At 42.5% G+C, this 20,220-nt stretch carries 16 protein-coding genes and 3 pseudogenes; 8 read left to right on the top strand and 11 right to left on the bottom strand.

Annotated elements, in window-relative coordinates:
* A pseudogene (locus tag AC4CUX_RS01270) lies at positions 1–348 on the top strand (transposase family protein); the annotation flags it as partial.
* On the opposite strand, the gene AC4CUX_RS01265 reads toward AC4CUX_RS01270, so the two are convergent.
* The 9 genes from AC4CUX_RS01265 to AC4CUX_RS01225 all read right to left on the bottom strand — a co-directional run bounded on the left by AC4CUX_RS01265 (position 310) and on the right by AC4CUX_RS01225 (position 11,152).
* Positions 310–1,400 (bottom strand): IS4-like element ISAba1 family transposase gene (locus AC4CUX_RS01265; RefSeq protein ID WP_088631513.1). Its coding sequence is split into 2 segments (ribosomal slippage): positions 310–860 and positions 860–1,400, totalling 1,092 coding nucleotides; the frame shifts between segments, so codons are not numbered across the junction. The pseudogene AC4CUX_RS01270 and the gene AC4CUX_RS01265 sit on opposite strands and share 39 nt — an antisense overlap.
* 313 nt (positions 1,401–1,713) lie before the next feature.
* Positions 1,714–3,123, bottom strand: a complete 1,410-nt coding sequence (locus AC4CUX_RS01260) for a short-chain fatty acid transporter (RefSeq protein WP_201951906.1) — start codon at positions 3,121–3,123, stop codon at positions 1,714–1,716.
* Positions 3,124–3,261: 138 nt separating this feature from the next.
* Complete coding sequence (locus AC4CUX_RS01255; protein WP_010327116.1) at positions 3,262–3,891, bottom strand: CoA transferase subunit B; 630 nt, start codon at positions 3,889–3,891, stop codon at positions 3,262–3,264.
* 3 nt (positions 3,892–3,894) lie between these two features.
* Positions 3,895–4,599 (bottom strand): CoA transferase subunit A, encoded by a 705-nt coding sequence (locus AC4CUX_RS01250; protein WP_201951903.1) that lies wholly within the window; start codon positions 4,597–4,599, stop codon positions 3,895–3,897.
* A gap of 26 nt (positions 4,600–4,625) precedes the next feature.
* On the bottom strand, positions 4,626–5,528 hold the full coding sequence (locus AC4CUX_RS01245) for a hydroxymethylglutaryl-CoA lyase (protein WP_201951900.1): 903 nt from the start codon (positions 5,526–5,528) through the stop codon (positions 4,626–4,628).
* Positions 5,525–7,516, bottom strand: a complete 1,992-nt coding sequence (locus tag AC4CUX_RS01240; RefSeq protein ID WP_201951898.1) for an acetyl/propionyl/methylcrotonyl-CoA carboxylase subunit alpha — start codon at positions 7,514–7,516, stop codon at positions 5,525–5,527. Before AC4CUX_RS01240 ends, AC4CUX_RS01245 begins: the two co-directional genes overlap by 4 nt.
* Positions 7,517–7,536: 20 nt before the next feature.
* A complete protein-coding gene (locus AC4CUX_RS01235) occupies positions 7,537–8,331 on the bottom strand; it encodes an enoyl-CoA hydratase/isomerase family protein (RefSeq protein WP_201951895.1) in 795 nt (264 codons plus the stop codon).
* Positions 8,332–8,341: 10 nt separating this feature from the next.
* Positions 8,342–9,943 (bottom strand): carboxyl transferase domain-containing protein, encoded by a 1,602-nt coding sequence (locus AC4CUX_RS01230; protein ID WP_201951892.1) that lies wholly within the window; start codon positions 9,941–9,943, stop codon positions 8,342–8,344.
* A 36-nt stretch (positions 9,944–9,979) separates the two neighbouring features.
* Positions 9,980–11,152 carry an isovaleryl-CoA dehydrogenase gene (locus AC4CUX_RS01225; protein WP_005400596.1) on the bottom strand — a complete coding sequence of 391 codons (1,173 nt, stop codon included), beginning with the start codon at positions 11,150–11,152 and terminating at the stop codon, positions 9,980–9,982.
* A 148-nt stretch (positions 11,153–11,300) separates the two neighbouring features.
* Between AC4CUX_RS01225 and AC4CUX_RS01220 the strand changes: the two genes are divergently transcribed.
* The 5 genes and pseudogenes from AC4CUX_RS01220 to AC4CUX_RS01200 all read left to right on the top strand — a co-directional run bounded on the left by AC4CUX_RS01220 (position 11,301) and on the right by AC4CUX_RS01200 (position 16,353).
* Positions 11,301–11,927, top strand: a complete 627-nt coding sequence (locus tag AC4CUX_RS01220) for a TetR/AcrR family transcriptional regulator (protein WP_004982268.1) — start codon at positions 11,301–11,303, stop codon at positions 11,925–11,927.
* A gap of 100 nt (positions 11,928–12,027) precedes the next feature.
* Positions 12,028–13,716, top strand: coding sequence for an AMP-binding protein (locus tag AC4CUX_RS01215; RefSeq protein ID WP_201951889.1), 1,689 nt, complete (start codon positions 12,028–12,030; stop codon positions 13,714–13,716).
* A gap of 49 nt (positions 13,717–13,765) precedes the next feature.
* Positions 13,766–14,756, top strand: a pseudogene (gene bioB / locus AC4CUX_RS01210) (biotin synthase BioB).
* 70 nt (positions 14,757–14,826) lie between these two features.
* Positions 14,827–15,498: pseudogene (locus tag AC4CUX_RS01205) on the top strand (class I SAM-dependent methyltransferase); the annotation flags it as partial.
* 57 nt (positions 15,499–15,555) lie between these two features.
* On the top strand, positions 15,556–16,353 hold the full coding sequence (locus AC4CUX_RS01200; RefSeq protein ID WP_004696223.1) for a thioesterase family protein: 798 nt from the start codon (positions 15,556–15,558) through the stop codon (positions 16,351–16,353).
* A gap of 38 nt (positions 16,354–16,391) precedes the next feature.
* Here AC4CUX_RS01200 and AC4CUX_RS01195 read toward each other — a convergent pair.
* Positions 16,392–17,482, bottom strand: a protein-coding gene (locus AC4CUX_RS01195; protein ID WP_088631513.1) for an IS4-like element ISAba1 family transposase whose coding sequence is annotated in 2 segments (ribosomal slippage) — positions 16,392–16,942 and positions 16,942–17,482 — 1,092 coding nt in all. Because the reading frame shifts where the segments join, the coding sequence is not laid out codon by codon here.
* Between the two features lie 150 nt (positions 17,483–17,632).
* Here AC4CUX_RS01195 and AC4CUX_RS01190 point away from each other — a divergent pair.
* Both AC4CUX_RS01190 and AC4CUX_RS01185 read left to right on the top strand, forming a co-directional pair.
* Positions 17,633–18,406 carry a Rossmann-like and DUF2520 domain-containing protein gene (locus tag AC4CUX_RS01190; RefSeq protein ID WP_201951886.1) on the top strand — a complete coding sequence of 258 codons (774 nt, stop codon included), beginning with the start codon at positions 17,633–17,635 and terminating at the stop codon, positions 18,404–18,406.
* Positions 18,407–18,528: 122 nt separating this feature from the next.
* Positions 18,529–19,314 carry a fatty acid desaturase family protein gene (locus AC4CUX_RS01185; protein WP_201951883.1) on the top strand — a complete coding sequence of 262 codons (786 nt, stop codon included), beginning with the start codon at positions 18,529–18,531 and terminating at the stop codon, positions 19,312–19,314.
* Between the two features lie 53 nt (positions 19,315–19,367).
* On the opposite strand, the gene trmB is transcribed toward AC4CUX_RS01185, so the two are convergent.
* The gene (gene trmB / locus AC4CUX_RS01180; protein ID WP_005400603.1) at positions 19,368–20,084 is read right to left on the bottom strand and encodes a tRNA (guanosine(46)-N7)-methyltransferase TrmB; all 717 of its coding nucleotides are present in this window, start codon (positions 20,082–20,084) and stop codon (positions 19,368–19,370) included.
* Positions 20,085–20,220: the final 136 nt, after the last annotated feature.

The following is a 20,220-nucleotide window of genomic DNA, read 5'->3' as shown; positions in this document are numbered from 1 at the left end:
TCTATGCACTATACAACAGGTGAAATACTGAGTGTATGTGGAAGTCATGGAAGCATGCATGATTTTAAAATATTTAAAAAAAGTATGAGGAAATTAAAATTTAAGCCCTTTTTTATCGTTGATAAGGGGTATTTAGGGATAAAAAAATTGGGTTTTGGATGCCTCATGCCATCTAAAGCAAAGAAAACTGAAAAATTAGATTCTGAATTAAAAAAGTTAAATAGAGAGATTGGTCGTAGACGAATTCAAGTAGAGCATGTATTTGGAAGGATGAAATGTTTTAAGATTTTACTCTGTACACGACAAATTTCACAGAACCCTTATCCTATCAGGGTTCTGCCTTCTTAAAATTGCCAAAATTTCCTTAAACTCTTCTTTTTTCCCAAAACCAATTAAACGCTGAATCGCCATTTGAACATAGTCTAAACCATAGCGAAATAAACTCATTGAGAGTCGTCCATGCTTCTTTATTTTTATCACTTTTTTTTGATCATGTTGCCATTCACCCGTTAAGTAACACCAACAGAAGCTTATAGCTAACACCGCAATCAATTTTTTCACTCGTCTAGGGTCTGTCAAGCGCGTATTTTCAAGATTAAACCCGCGTCCTTTGAGACAACTGAATAAGGTTTCAATTTCCCAGCGTAATGCATAATCCTGAATAGCATTGGCATTAAACTGAGGAGAAACGACGAGTAAAAGCTCTCCATTTTCTAACTGTAGTGCACTTATATATAGTTTCACCCGACCAACCAAAATCCGTCGTTTACGACATTCAATTTGACCAACTTTAAGATGGCGAAATAAATCACTAATTTTATGATTCTTTCCTAAATGATTGGTGACAATGAAGTTTTTTTAACACGAATGCAGAAGTTGATGTCTTGTTCAATTAACCATGTAAACCACTGCTCACCGATAAACTCTCTGTCTGCGAACACATTCACAATACGGTCTTTACCAAAAATGGCTATAAAGCGTTGAATCAAAGCAATGCGCTCTTTCGTATCTGAATTTCCACGTTTATTAAGCAATGTCCAAAGGATAGGTATCGCTATTCCACGATAAACGATTGCGAGCATCAGGATATTAATATTTCGTTTTCCCCATTTCCAATTGGTTCTATCTAAAGTCAGTTGCACTTGGTCGAATGAAAACATATTGAAAATCAACTGAGAAATTTGACGATAATCAAAATACTGACCTGCAAAGAAGCGCTGCATACGTCGATAAAATGATTGTGGTAAGCACTTGATGGGCAAGGCTTTAGATGCAGAAGAAAGATTACATGTTTGCTTTAAAATAATCACAAGCATGATGAGCGCAAAGCACTTTAAATGTGACTTGTTCCATTTTAGATATTTGTTTAAGATAAGATATAACTCATTGAGATGTGTCATAGTATTCGTCGTTAGAAAACAATTATTATGACATTATTTCAATGAGTTATCTATTTTTGTCGTGTACAGAGAAGATTTTATCTTGTGTATATAGAAATCGTCGTAAAAGATTAAACCTGCGGTTTAATTTACTTGCTGGCATATACAATTTAGATTGGGTGAAAGATAAACAATTAAATTGATTGAAAAATGATTTATGAAGGAAGTCTAATGTGTTTAATTAATTGGGCTACATTAAAAATACGCTTTATAGAATGAGAAAAGGACGAATATGATTCGTCCTTTTTTATTTAGATTGTGTTTTTTTCCTCGTTTAGAAGGTAGGTGGCATATAGGTCAGGCTACGGCCTAAAATCCAAAGTAGGAACAGCACCAAAGGTAGGTGGAAAACCAATTGAGTGACAGTAAAGCCGATCACATCTTTGGCTTTTAATTTGAGAATGCCAAGCATTGGCAGCATAAAAAATGGGTTGATTAAATTCGGCAAGGCTTCAGCAGCATTATAGATTTGCACCGACCAGCCTAAATGCACTTTTAAATCATGTGCAGCTTGCATGACATAGGGTGCTTCAATAATCCACTTACCACCGCCAGAAGGAATGAAAAAGCCTAAAATGGCAGAATATAAGCCCATCACAATGGCAAAGGTTTCTTTGGAGGCAATCGAAACAAAAAACTCAGCAATATAATGTGATAGCGACAAATCATGACTGTTCAGTGCTTGCGTCATCATAAAGGCGATACTGCCATACAGTGGAAACTGAATCAGGACACCTGAGACTGCTGGCACGGCTTTGGTGACAGCATTGAGGAAATTTCGTGGCGTACCATGTAGTGCAATACCCAGCATCAGGAAAATAAAGTTGTAGGTATTTAGGCTTGAAATGGCCAAGATCGGATTACTTTTGCTGAACTCATTGAACATCCAAACCAGCCCCAAGAGTACAATCAAGATACTCAATAAAGGCGAGTTCTCTAACCAGTCTCCTGGGCGTTTTGTGGTTGAAGTCGGGTTAGTTTCTTCCTCAAACTGAATGGGGAATTGATCAATGGTTTTAATGTCTTGCCCTTTGGGTGCAGACCAAAATGCAATAGCAATCGAGGCAATAATCAATACAGCCGTCATGATCATCGACTGTGGCAAGAAAATGGTTTCGGTGAAGGGAATCACGCCCGTTAGATTGTAAATCGATTCGGGCAGGCTGGCTTTGTTGGCTTGCAGTTGTGCCGCAGAAGAACTAATACCTAAGGCCCACGTCGCGCCCATACCAATAATCGCGGCAGCAGCAGCAGCACGATAGTCCATATTCAGTTCTTTGCGTTTAGCTAAAGCAATTACTAACAAGGCAGTCAGTACCGTACTCATGGCCCAGTTAATCAGCGAAATTAATAAACTGACTGTCGCAACAAGAACAATCGCACCGCGGCCACTATGGGGAATTCGAGCCATTTTTTGAATCAGCAGTTCTACAGGTTTTGAAACAGAAACCACATAACCAACCACAATCAGCATACACATTTGTAAGGTAAAAGGGATCAGACTCCAAAAACCATCACCAAAGGACACTGCGACATCTTTGGCAGGTGCGCCAATGCTGATCGAAGCAATTGCGACGATCACGACACCCAATAGGGCAAAAATATAAGAGTCTGGAAACCATTTCTCCGACCAATCACTGACACGTAGTGCAAAACGTTGCAAAATATTTTGAGAGTTTTCCATGCATTGATTCCATTTTTATCTATAAGGTATGAATTTTTGATTCAGCCTATCCGTGCTGATAGAATAGAAATGCCTTTAAAACAGGATCGCTGCTTTAAAGGCATTGGATTATTTTTCTATTGTATAAATGATGTCGAATTAGCGGATGAGGGGAACACCTGTCACTTTTTGAATATCTTCAAAACTGACATCTTTCGCCAGTTCAACTAATTTCACACCTTCTTGCGTAATGTCCATGACACCGAGATCAGTAATCACGCGATGTACGACATTTTTGCCTGTCAGGGGTAGGCTGCACTGCTCGACAATTTTCGGCGTACCATCTTTTGCAGAGTGTTCCATGAGCACCACCACTTTTTGCACTCCAGCCACCAAATCCATCGCGCCACCCATGCCTTTGACTTTTTTACCCGGAATCATCCAGTTGGCCAAATCGCCATTTTGTGAGACTTCCATTGCCCCTAAAATGGCGATATTGACATGACCTCCACGGATCATGGCAAAAGAATCTGCACTAGAGAAAAATGCGGCGCCCTGACGTGCGGTAACAGTTTGTTTTCCAGCATTGATTAAATCGGCATCGACTGTTTCCGCCGTTGGAAACTCGCCAATACCCAACAATCCATTTTCAGACTGTAACCAGACGTTGACGTTTTCAGGAATATAGTTGGCCACCAGTGTGGGTAAGCCAATACCTAAATTGACATAAAAACCATCTTCCAGCTCAAGCGCTGCACGTTGTGCCATTTCATTACGAGACCAAGCCATGGGTTAAGCCTCCTCTTTTAATGTGAGTTGTTCGATACGTTTTTCAGGGTTTGCATTCAGCACAATGCGATTGACATAAATACCCGGCAGGTGAATCTGGTCTGGGTCTAAAGCGCCAATTTCAACAATTTCCTCAACTTCGACAATGCAGACTTTTCCAGCCATGGCACATACAGGGTTAAAGTTTTGTGCGGTTTTACGGAAAATTAAGTTACCTGCAGTATCGGCCTTGTATGCCTTCACGAGTGCAATGTCAGCGGTGAGTGAGTTTTCTAGAATATAAGGTTTGCCATTAAACTCACGCTCTTCTTTGCCTTCGGCAATGAGCGTACCTACGCCTGTTGCGGTAAAGAAAGCCGGAATGCCCGCACCACCAGCACGGAGTTTTTCTGCCAGCGTGCCTTGAGGGGTGAGCTCCACTTCAAGCTCACCACTTAAGAACTGACGTTCAAATTCTTTGTTTTCACCCACATAAGAAGCAATCATTTTTTTGATTTGTTTGCTTTCTAATAAGAGACCTAAGCCGAAACCATCGACACCTGCATTGTTCGAAATACAGGTGAGGTTTTTCACGCCCGTTTGTTTTAAGGCTGTAATTAGACTTTCTGGAATACCGCATAAACCAAAGCCACCAACCGCTAAGGTTTGACCATCTTGAACTACATCTTGCAGTGCACCCTTTGCACTTGAATAAACTTTATTGACCATAGTGTTCTCGTTATCAATTGAATGGCTTAGGCACAGCGTTTTTGCCAGTAGGCATTGGCATAATTAGATGGATTGGTGCGTTGCAGTACTTGGCTGATGTTTTGGCTGGCAATCATCAGTGCATCAAGATCAATCCCTGTGTCATAACCCATGTTGGAGAGTAGGTAGTAAAGGTCTTCTGTGGACACATTGCCTGATGCGCCTTTGGCATAAGGGCAGCCACCTAAACCTGCAATGGACGAATCAAATACACGAATGCCTTGTTCTAAAGACTGGTAAATATTGGCAATGGCCATGCCATAGGTATTATGAAAATGTCCTGCTAAACTCGCGGCATCCATTTCAGCTAAACATGCCTGCCAGACTTTTTTCACACGGTCTGGTGTCGCCGTGCCGATCGTTTCACCTAAGGACACTTCATAACAGCCCATGTCTAGCAAACGTTGACTGACGTGTGCAACTTTGCTCGGTGCAATTGCACCTTCATAGGGGCAGTCCACAATACAAGACACATAACCACGCACTTTGATGTTATGGGCTTTCGCCGCAGTCATGATGTCTGCAAATTTTTCAAAGCTTTCGTCAATGGAGCAATTGATGTTTTTTTGGGTAAAGCTTTCGGAGGCTGCAGTAAAAACGGCAACCTCTTGACAGCCGGCAGCCAAAGCAGACTCAAACCCTTTCAAGTTCGGAGTCAGTAAATTAAAACTGATATTCGGATCTTTAGGTAAGCTGGCAAAGAGTTCGTCACTTTGTGCCATTTGTGGAACCCACTTTGCAGAGACACAAGAGCCCACTTCAATTGCACGGAGTCCTGTCTGCATTAAATCTAAAATCAGTTTACGACGGTCATCCAAAGTGAGCGGTGTCTTTTCATTTTGCAAACCATCTCGCGGCCCAACTTCGACAATTTTGACAAATTCACTCATGCGGCACCTTCCAAGCTTGAAAACTCAACCAATTCATCACCCGCTTTGACCTGATCACCGACTTGGAAGTAAGCTGCAGAGACAATGCCATCATGTGGAGCACGAATTGAATATTCAATTTTCATCGCTTCTAGCGTGAGGAGGACATCATCTTTTTTTACTGCGCTGTTGTTTTGTACCAAGACTTGCGTGATTACACCTGGCATTGGTGCTTTTAAGTTGTTGGCATCAGAAGCATCATCTTCCGTATTAAAGTTAGGCTGAATATGTGCAAATTTATAGCTTTGACCGTCTGCATAAAGGGTTAGGCCCTGTGCATTTGAACTATAAGCATAGGTCTTTTTGCTTGTTGCACATTCAATTTTAGCTAAATGTGCCTCTAACAATTCACCCTGAATGAAAACGCTATGTCCATTGTACTTTGCTGTAAAGCCTTTTGCCGCTGGGCTGAAATAGACTTTATGTTCTTCATCGTTCAGTGCCAGTTTAATGGCATAGCTGGCATTAATATTTAAACGCCATAGAGACTCGGCTTGCCATACAGAATTTGCAGCTGTTTTATTGCTGGCAAAACGGGACAAGAGTTCAATCAATGCTGCCGTGATGATGAGCTCTGAAGAGGCTGTTTCATTGTGTTGCAATAAAAACGCTTCTTCACGTTGAATTAAGTTGGTGTCTAGATTGGCGGTTTTAAAAGACTCTGAACGGACCAAACGGTCTAAGAATGCAATGTTATTGCCCAAGCCATCGACATGAAATTGACTCAGTGCGTGGTGCATTTGGGTGAGTGCTGCTTCACGATTCTTTGCCCAAACAATTAATTTGGCAATCATTGGGTCGTAAAAGGTCGTGATTTCATCCCCTTCAACGATGCCACTGTCTACACGGACATGCTCATTTTGCTGAGGGTAGTGCAGGTAGTGGATTTTCCCAATCGCAGGTAAGAAACCTTTTTCAGGCTCTTCAGCATAGACACGCGCTTCTAATGCATGACCATGAATACTGAGCTCGTGTTGTTGTTTAGGCAGTGGTTCACCAAAAGCGACACGTAGTTGCCATTCCACCAAATCTTGCCCTGTAATCATCTCTGTTACAGGATGCTCAACTTGCAGGCGGGTATTCATTTCCATGAAATACGCCGTGCCGTCTTGTTCCACAATAAATTCAACTGTACCTGCACCGACATAATCCACTGCACGTGCTGCATCAATAGCGGCTTGGCGCATGGCTTCGAGTTTTGGCTCTGCCATTTGGGGTGCAGGTGCTTCTTCTAATACTTTTTGATGGCGACGTTGTACCGAACAATCGCGTTCAAAGAGGTGCACATAGTTACCATGTGTATCACCAAAAACTTGTACTTCAATATGGCGCGGTTGTACTACATAGCGTTCAACCAGAACATCGTCATTGCCAAAGCTTGAACGCGCCTCACTTTTACATGAAGCTAGATGGCTTAAAAAGTCTTCGCCGCGATCAACTAAACGCATGCCTTTACCACCACCGCCAGCACTGGCTTTAATCAGTACAGGGTAGCCAATGGCATCGGCTTGTTGTTTTAAAAAATCAGGATCTTGGTTGGTGCCATGGTAGCCCGGTGTCAGCGGTACGCCTGCTTTTTCCATTACAGATTTTGAGGTGGCTTTGAGGCCCATGGCTAAAATGGCATCTACAGGTGGACCAATAAAGACAATGTTGTTTTTTTGGCAGGCATTGGCAAATTGGTCATTTTCAGATAAAAAGCCATAACCCGGATGAATTGCTTCTGCACCTGTATCTAAGGCAGCTTGGATAATACGTTCAATTTGTAGATAGCTTTGTGCAGCAGGAGATTCGCCGATACAAATGGCTTCGTCCGCTTGTTGCACATGTCGTGCCTGAGCGTCAGCATCTGAATAGACTGCAACAGTGGCAATGCCCATTTTTTTTGCAGTTCGGATCACACGACAAGCAATTTCACCACGGTTTGCAATTAAGATTTTATTAAACATATCGATATCCTTTCTTGTTGTTATGCCGTCGTCTTGATCCAGACTGGACTGTGTTTATTTAAAAAAGCATTTAAGCCATTTTTCGCCTCTGATCCTTGGCGTACATGGGCAATATGTTGTGCGGTTTGCAACAACAATGCTTCAGTTAACACTTGCTGGTCGACCATTTGGATGAGTTGTTTTGAAGCCGTTTGTGCTTCTGGCCCACCCAAAAGTAAGGCATCGACCATTTCTGCGACTTTTTCATCTAACTGTTCAGCATCGGCCACCACATGCGCTAGACCAATGTGTAGGGCTTGCTCCGCAGAAATACGCTCTGCGGTTAAAAAGTAGCGTGAAGCCTGACGTGCACCAATCGCACGAATCACATAAGGGCTAATGGTTGAAGGGGCTAAACCTAAGCGCACTTCAGAGGTTGCAAACTTAGCATCGCTGCTTGCCACACAAATATCACAGGCAGAAGCCAGTCCCATCCCACCACCAAAAGCAATGCCTTGCACACGGGCGATGGTCGGCTGTTTTAATGTTGCTAAGCTTTGTAGCATTTTCGCTAGTTTTAATGCATCAGCTTCATTTTCAGCCTGTGAGGCTTGTCCTGCTTCTTTCATCCAGTTCAGGTCAGCACCCGCCGAGAAGCTTTTGCCACGTCCTCCTAAAATCACCACACGGACATCATCACGCGTATTGAGTTCGCTAAAGCAGCGGTGCAGTTCTTCAATCACTTGAGTATTGAAGGCATTATGCATTTCTGCACGATTAATCCATACCGTTGCCACTTGGTCGCGTTGTTCGAGTTGTAAATATTGAAAGCTCATCACTCATCTCCTACATGCGGAACACGCCGAATTTGGTCGGTTGAATGGGTGCATTTAAGGCTGCGGCTAAACTTAAACCGAGTACCTGACGGCTTTGTGCAGGGTCAATCACACCGTCATCCCACAAACGCGCCGATGCATAATATGGATGGCCTTGACGTTCAAACTGATCGCGAAAAGGTTGTTTAAAATCATCTTCTTCTGCCGCAGACCAAGACTCGCCACGTTTTTCGATTTGATCACGCTTTAAGGTCGACAATACACTTGCCGCTTGTTCACCACCCATGACCGAAATACGCGAGTTCGGCCATGTCCACATGAAGCGTGGAGAATAGGCACGACCACACATTCCGTAGTTGCCTGCACCAAATGAACCACCAATCACAAGGGTAAGTTTCGGGACATTTGCGGTTGCAACAGCCATGACCAGTTTGGCGCCATTTTTGGCAATGCCTTCATTTTCGTATTGGCGACCGACCATAAAGCCAGTAATGTTTTGAAGGAACAGTAGGGGAATATTGCGCTGTGTACAAAGCTCAATAAAGTGAGCCCCTTTTTGTGCAGACTCTGAAAATAAAATACCGTTGTTGGCAATAATGCCAATGGGCATGCCATAGATTTTGGCAAAACCAGTGACTAAGGTGGTGCCAAAGCGAGCTTTGAATTCATCAAACCGTGAACCATCGACAATGCGCGCAATTACTTCACGAATATCGAATGGTTTGCGTGCATCACTTGGAACAACACCATACAGTTCAGTTGCATCAAATAACGGTTCTTCAATCTCTGTTGCACGCGTATGTGGTGCTTTATTTAGGTTGGCTACGATGTTACGAGCAATGGCAATGGCATGTTCATCGTTTTCAGCCAAATGATCGGCCACACCTGACAGGCGAGTATGCACATCACCACCGCCTAAGTCTTCACTGCTGACCACTTCACCTGTTGCCGCTTTCACCAGCGGTGGGCCACCTAAGAAAATCGTCCCTTGATTACGCACAATAATGGTTTCATCAGACATGGCAGGTACGTATGCACCGCCAGCCGTACAACTCCCCATTACCACCGCAATTTGGGCAATCCCCATGCTCGACATGCGTGCTTGATTATAGAAAATACGCCCAAAGTGATCACGGTCAGGGAAAACTTCATCCTGCATCGGTAAATATGCACCACCTGAGTCCACCAAATAAATACAGGGCAGATGGTTTTGCTCCGCAATTTCTTGAGCACGTAAGTGTTTTTTCACAGTCAGTGGGTAGTACGTGCCGCCTTTTACTGTCGCATCGTTGGCGACGATCATGCAGGTCACACCATTGACCTGACCTACACCAGCAACGACACCAGCCGCAGGCACATCGTCTGCGTAGACGTTTTGTGCTGCCAACTGACCAATTTCAAGGAATGCCGTGCCTGCATCAATTAACTGATCAATACGATCACGTGCTAACAGTTTTCCGCGTGCTAAATGCTTTTGTCGCGCCGCTTCACCGCCGCCTAAAGCAATTTGTTCTGCTTTTTGCTTTAAGTCATCGACCAAGCTTTGCATCGCGGTTTGGTTGGTTTTGAAGTCTTCACTTCGAATATTGATCTTGCTATGTAATTGATTCATCACGAACATCCTTGTCATTTTTATTGTTGTGGAGGATTAAGCTGTTTCATTAAACAGTTCACGGCCAATCAACATACGGCGAATTTCAGAAGTTCCCGCGCCAATTTCATAGAGTTTTGCATCGCGCCATAGACGGCCTGCAGAGAATTCATTGATATAGCCATTTCCACCTAAGGTTTGAATGGTTTCACCTGCCATCCATGTAGCTTTTTCCGCAGCATATAAAATTGCACTGGCTGCATCTTTACGTAGGCTACGGCTATGGTCAGCCTTATCGCACTCAGCACCCACGGCATAGACCAACGCTTTACATGCCAACCAAGTCGAATACATATCGGCAATTTTGCCTTGCATCAACTGGAACTCACCGAGCGCTTGGCCGAATTGTTTACGGTCATGGATATAGGGAATCACGGTGTCCATGCAGGCATCCATAATGCCTAAAGGACCTGCACTCAGAACTGCACGCTCATAGTCCAAACCACTCATAAGTACTTTCGTGCCGTTTCCTACACCGCCCATCACGTTTTCTTTTGGCACCTTTACATTGTCAAAGAACAGAGGGTAAGTGTTCGAACCGCGCATACCCAACTTGTCTAAATGTGTGCCATGGCTAAAACCTTCCATGCCTTTTTCTACAAGGAAAGCGGTCATGCCTTTAGCGCCTGCATGCAGATCCGTTTTGGCATAAACCACAAGCACATCAGCATCACCACCATTGGTGATCCACATTTTTGAACCATTTAACAGGAAGTGATCGCCACAATCTTCAGCTTTGAGTTTCATGCTCACCACGTCTGAGCCTGCGTTTGGTTCAGACATTGCGAGTGCACCGACGTATTCACCTGAAATTAGCTTAGGTAAATAGCGCTGCTTTTGTTCCTCGCTGCCATTTCGGTTAATTTGATTCACACATAGGTTAGAATGTGCACCATAAGAAAGACCAATCGAAGCTGAAGCACGTGAGATTTCTTGCATGGCAATGATATGCGCTAAATAACCTAGGCCTGTACCGCCATATTCTTCACTGACGGTCAGACCGAGTAAGCCCATATCGCCAAATTTTTTCCACAACTGAGCTGGAAATTCGTTGTTCTGATCGACTTGTTGCGCAATAGGAGTAATTTCCTTGGCACAAAAAGCCGCAACGGAATCACGCAGTGCAATGAGTGTTTCATCTAAACCGAAATTTAAGCTTTGTAGGGTCATTTCTTCATTCGTCCTATGAGTGTATTTATTGTTCCTGATAAAGCATTTTTGTTGTGCTTGATTTTTACAATACATCGAATTTTTAAAAAAGTGAACTAAAATTCACAAATTGATTTACAATTCATTTTATCTGGTTGAGAATAGAATTATGAGTTATAAAAGATCATCGTTGATGCAAGAACGCATGGAACAAAATCGTGAAGCGATTTTGCAATCCGCTCGTGAACTTATTGCTCAAGGGGGGATTAAAGACGCGCAAATTCAAGCAATTGCTGAACGCGCGGGTGTTTCGAGTGGTTTGGTGTATCGATACTTCGATAACAAAAGCCAAGTGTTAATTGAGGTTTTGTCTGAAGCCATACAGCATGAGGTGAAAATTTTAAATCACATTGCTGAAAGTGAGCTCTCGTCAAAACAGAAATTGGACAAGGCGGTAACGACGTTTGTGAAACGTGCCATGAATAGCCCCCAACTTGCGTATTCACTCATGTTTGAACCAGTCGATGCTGAGTTAGAACATGAACGTTTTCGCAGTAAACAGCTGATTAAACAGAGCATCAAAGAAATACTGGCCGCAGGGAAAATTAACGGTGAGTTTGGATTTGAAGATTTAAATACCGCAGCACTTTGTGTGGTCGGTGCCATGACTTTTGTGGTGATTGAGCCCTTAAATCCGTCTCGAAATGTGATGTTTGATCAAAACTATAAAGACTACTTTGTGAAACAAATTGCTGAATTTTGTGTCAATGCAGTTCAGGTTCAGGAGGAAAAATAGTAGCAGGTGTGAACACAAAGGCTTGGTGTTTGAAGGGAAGTAGTCATAGAACAATTAAAGTTGAATAACAAGATTACAATGAATCAAGGAGATCGATTCGATGACACAAGAACGGTTAAGTTATGCCTATGGAACGAGCAGTCAGCCCCTATTAGGCATGACGATTGGTGAGAAATTTGATCAGGCTTGTCAGCAGTATGCGGAACAAGATGCTGTTGTCAGCCTGCATCAAAATGTCAGACTCACGTATAAGGAATTGCAAACTCAGGTCAATGCATTTGCCTGTAGTTTACTAAAACTGGGCTTGAAAAAAGGCGATCGACTTGCGATTTGGTCTCCGAACTGTGTGGAATGGACGATTACCCAGTTTGCTGCGTTTAAAGCGGGCATCATTTTAGTCAACTTGAATCCTGCTTATAAAAGTAATGAGCTCGAATATGTGTTGAATAAAGTTTCTTGTAAGGGCTTGGTCATTGCATCACAATTTAAAAGCACGAATTATCAAGATATTTTAATGAAAATTGCACCTGAAATTAAAGGTGCTGAAAATAAAGTGTTAAAGGCAGAAAGACTGCCACATTTGAAATATATTATTAAAATTGATGAAGAAGAACATACGGGTTTACATCGTTTTAGTGATTTGCTTACTCCCCCCAGCAAGAGACAGCTCAATCAATTAGAGCTTGTTGCAAGCGAATCGCAGTTTGATGAAACAATCAATATCCAGTTTACTTCGGGCACCACAGGTAACCCGAAAGGCACAATGCTGACACATAATAATATTCTAAATAATGGTTATTTTGTTGGTGAAGCCATTCACTTAAGTCCTGCCGATCGAGTCTGTATTTCTGTACCGCTCTTTCACTGTTTCGGTATGGTGATGGGTAATTTGGCCTGTATTACGCATGGTTCAACCATGGTCTATCCATCGGCGGTGTTCAATCCTTTAGAAACGTTAAAAGCCATTCAGCAGGAAAAATGTACGGCTGCATACGGTGTACCGACCATGTTCATTGCTATTTTAGAGCATGAACAGTTCGATGATTTTGATCTTTCCAGTTTACGTACAGGCATTATGGCGGGCAGTCCTTGTCCACGTGAAATTATGCAACGTGTTATTGATCGGATGCATATGTCCGAAATTACCATTTGCTATGGTATGACTGAAACGGCACCTGTCAGTGCACAAAGTTCAACCTCGGATTCAGTTGAACAACGGGTCGGAACCGTGGGGCGCGTCCATCCACATCTTGAAATTAAAATTGTAGATGAACAAGGCAAAGTCGTACCACGTGGTCAGTTGGGTGAACTGTGTGTTCGCGGCTATTCGGTGATGTTGGGGTATTGGGAAGACCATGAAAAATCACAAGAAGTGATTGATTCGGCACGCTGGATGCATACAGGTGACATCGCAGAAATGGATGAAGCTGGTTTTGTGAAAATTAAAGGCCGGATTAAGGATGTCGTCATTCGTGGCGGGGAAAACTTATTCCCGAAAGAAATCGAAGACTTTTTATATACCCATCCTGATGTCAGCGATGTCCAAGTCATTGGTCTGCCCGATACACGTTATGGTGAAGAATTATGTGCTTGTATTATTTTACATGAGCATCATGAAATTACTGAAGAGTCGATCCGTCAGTACTGTGCGGAACATATTTCACACAATAAAGTTCCACGTTATGTCCGGTTTTTTAATGAGTTCCCAATGACGGCTTCGGGCAAAGCGCAGAAGTTTAAATTGCAGGAATTTATGCATAATGAACTGGATTTGAAAGAAATCGCATAAGGTTGAAGACGGACTTTCCTTTGCTGGGTTAAAGCAAAAGGAATAGCATATGCACCTGAGAAATGATTGGACTCGCGCTGAAATACAAGCACTCTACCAACAGCCTTTTTTAGATTTGGTCTTTCAAGCACAGAAAATTCATCGTCAGTACTTTGAAGCGAATGCGATTCAAGTCAGTACTTTACTATCGATCAAAACAGGCAAATGCCCTGAAGACTGCAAATACTGTTCACAGTCTGCGCGCTATGACTCAAAGCTTGAAGCTGAAAAAAGAATTGCGGTTGAAAAGGTCATTAGCGAAGCACAGCAGGCCAAGGCCTCGGGTTCTACACGGTTTTGTATGGGCGCAGCATGGCGAAATCCACATGAACGCGATATGCCTTATGTCTTGGATATGGTGCGTGAAGTGAAAGCATTGGGTTTAGAAACCTGTATGACCCTAGGCATGCTGAATGCCTCCCAAGCAGAGCGTTTAAAAGGTGCAGGACTCGATTATTAACCATAACTTAGACACGTCTCGTGAGTACTATCCGAATGTGATTAGTACGCGTAGCTTTGACGACCGTCTAGATACCTTAAGTCATGTTCGAGAAGCAGGCTTAAAAGTGTGTAGTGGCGGAATTGTTGGCCTAGGTGAAGAGACCAAAGATCGAATTGGCTTATTATTTGAATTGGCGACTTTACCGATACATCCCGAATCTGTGCCGATCAACATGCTGGTTCCTATGCAAGGTACGCCTTTGGCAGAAGTTGAAAAGTTAGATGTGACCGAGTGGATTCGCACTATTGCAGTAGCGCGCATCATTATGCCGAAAAGTTATATTCGTCTGTCCGCAGGACGTGAATCGTTGTCCGATGCCGACCAAGCTTTGGCTTTTATGGCCGGTGCAAACTCATTGTTTTCTGGTGAGAAATTGCTGACTGCGCCAAATACAGCACAAGGCAAGGATCAACAACTCTTTCAAAAACTGGGTCTACATGCAGAAAAAGCCAAACCGCAACTTGCTGAGTTAACGGTCGATGCTATGGCTGTGGCTTAAGTGCTAGAACATGTGATCATGAAAGTGTAGATTTAGGGCGACGAATAAAAGTAGATGAGTGAACAATAAAATGGCGAAAGACTTTCAGAGTCAAACTGTAGTGGATGGTTATGATCAACATATTCGTAAGCTCATTCCAGGATATGAGTTGGTTCATCTGCAAATTCAAGCCATTTTAAAAACACATTTACCAGAACATGCGCATGTATTGATTGTGGGATGTGGAACAGGTTATGAGCTTTCATATTTGTTGGCGCAGCATCCGGCGTGGAGTTTTACCGCTGTTGACCCATCTTTGACCATGATTGAAAAAGCGCAGCAGTTATTGAGCGAGACCCAGAGTGATTTAACGCGTGTTCACTTTGTGCATGGTGATACGACGGCATTACAGGAAAGTGCAGAGTTTGATGCCGCTTTAGCCATATTGGTGGCGCATTTTATTCCACTTGAAGCAAAGCTATTCTTCTTTGCCGACATTTTACGCTGTCTTAAAAATCAAGCCATTTTACTAAGCTATGACCTGATGAGCTCTAGTGATGACACTGAACTCAAGGTTCTACAAACCTTATGTCAGAGCAATGGTTTGACGGTGGTACAGAGTGAAAAAATGATTGAGCGCCTGCAACAAGATTTTTATTTGGTCTCGGTCAGCCAGATGCGAGAGCTTCTGACTAAAGTTGGATTTCATGAAGTACGAAACTATAGTCAACTGTTGAATTATTATGGTTTTTTTTGCACAAAAGTAAAAACCAATGGCAGTGAAAAGATACATTTTAAAGATAAGAATGAAGGAATACACATGGCAGCCTATTATCAACTTTTAAATCGTGAACAGCACAGTGATGGGAGCTGTACGGCGTCTTATCTTTCCAATATTCATGCACAAGGCGCATGGAACCCGCATGAACAGCACATGGCACCTGCAACAGGGGTTTTATGTGCGGAGTTAGAGCAGTTTCAACCACGCGATGAGATGCGCATTGGACGCGTGAGTTTAGATATTTTTGGACTGATCGCTTTTGGTGAGTTTACGGTGCATACCCGTGTCATTCGTGCTGGAAAAACCATTGAACTGATCGAGGCGGAAATGCAGGCAAACGGGAAGACTTGTATTGTGGCCCGTGCTTGGAAAATGATGAAGCAAGATACCAGTGCAATTGCAGGGCTAGAAGATCAATCGATTGTACATCCTGAAACTTTGCCAGTATGGGATGGGATGAAATGTTGGCCGGGTGGTTATATCCAGAGTATTGAGACACGTGCGGCAGAAGGGCACCGTGCGGGTAAAGGCATTGTCTGGTTACATAATGATTTGGACATGGTGGAAGCTCAGGACACATCAAGTTTTGTGCGTTTATTGGGTATGGTGGATACAGCCAACGGTATTGTCCCACGTCAAAATCCAGCATCTGGATGGGGTTTTCCCAATTTAGATCTACAACTGCATTTATACCGTTTACCCCAAGGGAAATGGTTAGGTTTGGAAGCGACTCAGCAATATGGTGATGATGGTATTGGCTTAACCAGTGCGGTTTTGCACGATGAGCAAGGCCCATTTGGTCGTAGTGAACAGATTTTGACCCTGCGTAAGTTTTAGTTGGTCAGTGTCAATTTAATCTCTGTACACGACAAATTTCACAGAACCCTTATCCTATCAGGGTTCTGCCTTCTTAAAATTGCCAAAATTTCCTTAAACTCTTCTTTTTTCCCAAAACCAATTAAACGCTGAATCGCCATTTGAACATAGTCTAAACCATAGCGAAATAAACTCATTGAGAGTCGTCCATGCTTCTTTATTTTTATCACTTTTTTTTGATCATGTTGCCATTCACCCGTTAAGTAACACCAACAGAAGCTTATAGCTAACACCGCAATCAATTTTTTCACTCGTCTAGGGTCTGTCAAGCGCGTATTTTCAAGATTAAACCCGCGTCCTTTGAGACAACTGAATAAGGTTTCAATTTCCCAGCGTAATGCATAATCCTGAATAGCATTGGCATTAAACTGAGGAGAAACGACGAGTAAAAGCTCTCCATTTTCTAACTGTAGTGCACTTATATATAGTTTCACCCGACCAACCAAAATCCGTCGTTTACGACATTCAATTTGACCAACTTTAAGATGGCGAAATAAATCACTAATTTTATGATTCTTTCCTAAATGATTGGTGACAATGAAGTTTTTTTAACACGAATGCAGAAGTTGATGTCTTGTTCAATTAACCATGTAAACCACTGCTCACCGATAAACTCTCTGTCTGCGAACACATTCACAATACGGTCTTTACCAAAAATGGCTATAAAGCGTTGAATCAAAGCAATGCGCTCTTTCGTATCTGAATTTCCACGTTTATTAAGCAATGTCCAAAGGATAGGTATCGCTATTCCACGATAAACGATTGCGAGCATCAGGATATTAATATTTCGTTTTCCCCATTTCCAATTGGTTCTATCTAAAGTCAGTTGCACTTGGTCGAATGAAAACATATTGAAAATCAACTGAGAAATTTGACGATAATCAAAATACTGACCTGCAAAGAAGCGCTGCATACGTCGATAAAATGATTGTGGTAAGCACTTGATGGGCAAGGCTTTAGATGCAGAAGAAAGATTACATGTTTGCTTTAAAATAATCACAAGCATGATGAGCGCAAAGCACTTTAAATGTGACTTGTTCCATTTTAGATATTTGTTTAAGATAAGATATAACTCATTGAGATGTGTCATAGTATTCGTCGTTAGAAAACAATTATTATGACATTATTTCAATGAGTTATCTATTTTTGTCGTGTACAGAGCAATTTAATAAAAAAGGATGAATTGCTTCATCCTTTTTTTATTGGCATGCTGTAGGCACTTTAAAATAGTGAAATGAAGATGCGGATCAGTTTAATTGGAGCAGGGCGGGTGGCTCATCATTTGGCCAAAGCCCTGATGTCTCAGCATGAAATCATCAATATTTATAGCCGAAGCTTCGACAAAGCTGCGGATTTAGCGCAAGTTGCACATGCAAAGGCGGTCAGTCATTTTAAGCAGTTAAATGCTGATGTGGATTTGGTGATGATTGCAGTAAGTGATCAGTCTATTCCGAGTGTGATTTTGGCCTTGACTGAATATCTGCCGAATGTGTTGATTGTACATACTTCGGGGAGTACAGCGCTTTCAGTTTTGTCTACGAAACATGCACGTGCAGGAGTTTTTTATCCCTTACAGACCTTTAGCTTAGAACGTGAAATTGATTGGTCAAATACACCGTTGTTTGTAGAAGCCACTGAAAATACGGATCTTCAAAGACTACATATACTGGCAGAAAGCCTGAGCCAACGCGTGTATAGCTACAGCTCTGCGCAGCGTCTAAGTTTGCATTTAGCGGCTGTCTTTGCCTGTAATTTTAGTAATTATTGTTATGACATGGCGAAACAAGTGGTGGATGCAGAGCAGGTCGATTTTAATCTGCTACAACCATTGATCTTAGAAACTGCGCAGAAAGCCACACAGAATGACCCGAAGCAGATGCAAACTGGCCCTGCGATGCGTCAGGATCAGAATATTCTACAGATGCATCAACAGATGCTCGCGCAAGCTCAACGAGCGGATCTTGCTGACGTATATGCCTTAATGAGTCAGCAGATCAGTCAACGTCACAGTTGATATTTAAAATAATAAACGAAGAAGCGAGTCACAAAGAACAAGCAAAGCCACTGAAAACGTGGCTTTTTTATGCCCTAAGATTCGGTACAGTGTTGCTTAAAATAAATACAAATAGAGGGTATATGCGTTCACATTCATTATTAGAACAAGTGCAGTGGAAAGATCTCGTTCATTTAGGTCGTACCGATGTGATCAGTGAGTTATTTATCTCTTTACCGTGGTTGATCGTCTCTTTCATTTTTGCAGGTTTACAGTGGTATGTCTTGGCGCTGTTTTGCTCGTTTATGTTTTTCTTAACAGGGCTTAGACAGGTGCATAACGCTTTTCATTTTGCCTTAGGTATTAGCCGTCCTGCGACTCATTGGGTCATGTTTGTTTTGAGCATCGTCATGCTCGGTTCGATGCATGCTGTACAAATTAATCACCTGCGACACCATCAGCACTGTATGCAGGACGAAGATATTGAAGCAAAAAGTGCAACCATGAAGTGGTGGCAAGCTTTGCTTTTTGGCCCAGTTTTTCCATGGATATTACATAAAAAAGCCTTTGAGGTTGGGACTAAAACCCAGAAAAAATGGATGTCTGCTGAGCTGGTTGCCAACGTCATTGTCTTGTTTTTGGTTTTTATGGTCTTGGATATCAGTATTTTAAAATACCATGTCAGTGCCATGTTGATTGGGCAATGTATGACGGCATTTTTTGCAGTGTGGACGGTGCATCATGATACGGAAGATCATGTCTATATGGCGCGTACTGTGCGTAATGAGTTTAAACGGATCGTGACCTACAACATGTTTTATCATGTGGAGCATCATTTGTTTCCCGCAGTGCCGACACGACGTTTACATATTTTGGCAAAACGTTTGGATGAACATGATCCAACGGTTGAAATTCGGCATGTGTTTTAAAACATCGGCCATAAAAATAGGGCTCTTGGCCCTATTTTTATGAGATCTAAAATTTATTTAATTTTCTTAAATAAGAAGTCGTTGATCTTATGACCTTCTTCGAGTCCACGACGTTCAAATTTAGTTTGTGGACGCCAGTCTGGACGTGGGTAGCTGTTGCCTTTTCCTGCCATATTTTCAAGATTTGGACGGTTATCGAGTACATCAATCATCCATTCTGCATATGGTTCCCAGTCTGTCGCTGCGTGGAATGTGCCACCCATTTCTAACTTTTGCTCAACCAGTGGCATACGGTCATGGGATACGAAGCGACGTTTGAAGTGACGTTTTTTCTGCCATGGGTCTGGGAAGTACAGTTGCACAGCGTTGATGCTGTTATCTGGCATTTCACGTAATACTTGAATAGCATCTGCATCTAAAAGACGAAGATTGGTTAAACCTGCAATTCCAGCTTCATACACACATTGCGCAATCCCCGGAACATGCACTTCAATCCCGACATAGTTACGTTCAGGGTTGGCCTGTGCCATCAAGACCAATGAACGTCCCATACCAAAGCCGATTTCAACCGTGAGCGGACGTTCTGGATGTTCAAACTGCTGACGTAAGTCACCTACAGGATATTCCAAAATCATGTGACCATATTGTTCAAGCGCAGTACGTTGCGAGGTGTTCAGCGGAGATGAACGACGCATAAATGTCACAATTTCGCGGTGTTCATTTAAGTTGTCTAGCTCGACGACTTGCTGGTCTAATTGATCATTCGTCATAATTTTGGCAGATGTAGAAATTCGAAAGCGGTATTGTAAGTCCTGAGCAGGACAAGTCAAATTTTTTACTCAGAATTTATCAAATTCAGCACCATCGAGTTTGCGCAGCCTAGAAACTGTCATCATTTATTAATCA

It is taken from the genome of Acinetobacter sp. 231_lipA (genome assembly GCF_058243005.1).
Note: the sequence above shows the minus strand (reverse complement) of the source record. Positions and strands in the feature narration are given on the sequence as shown.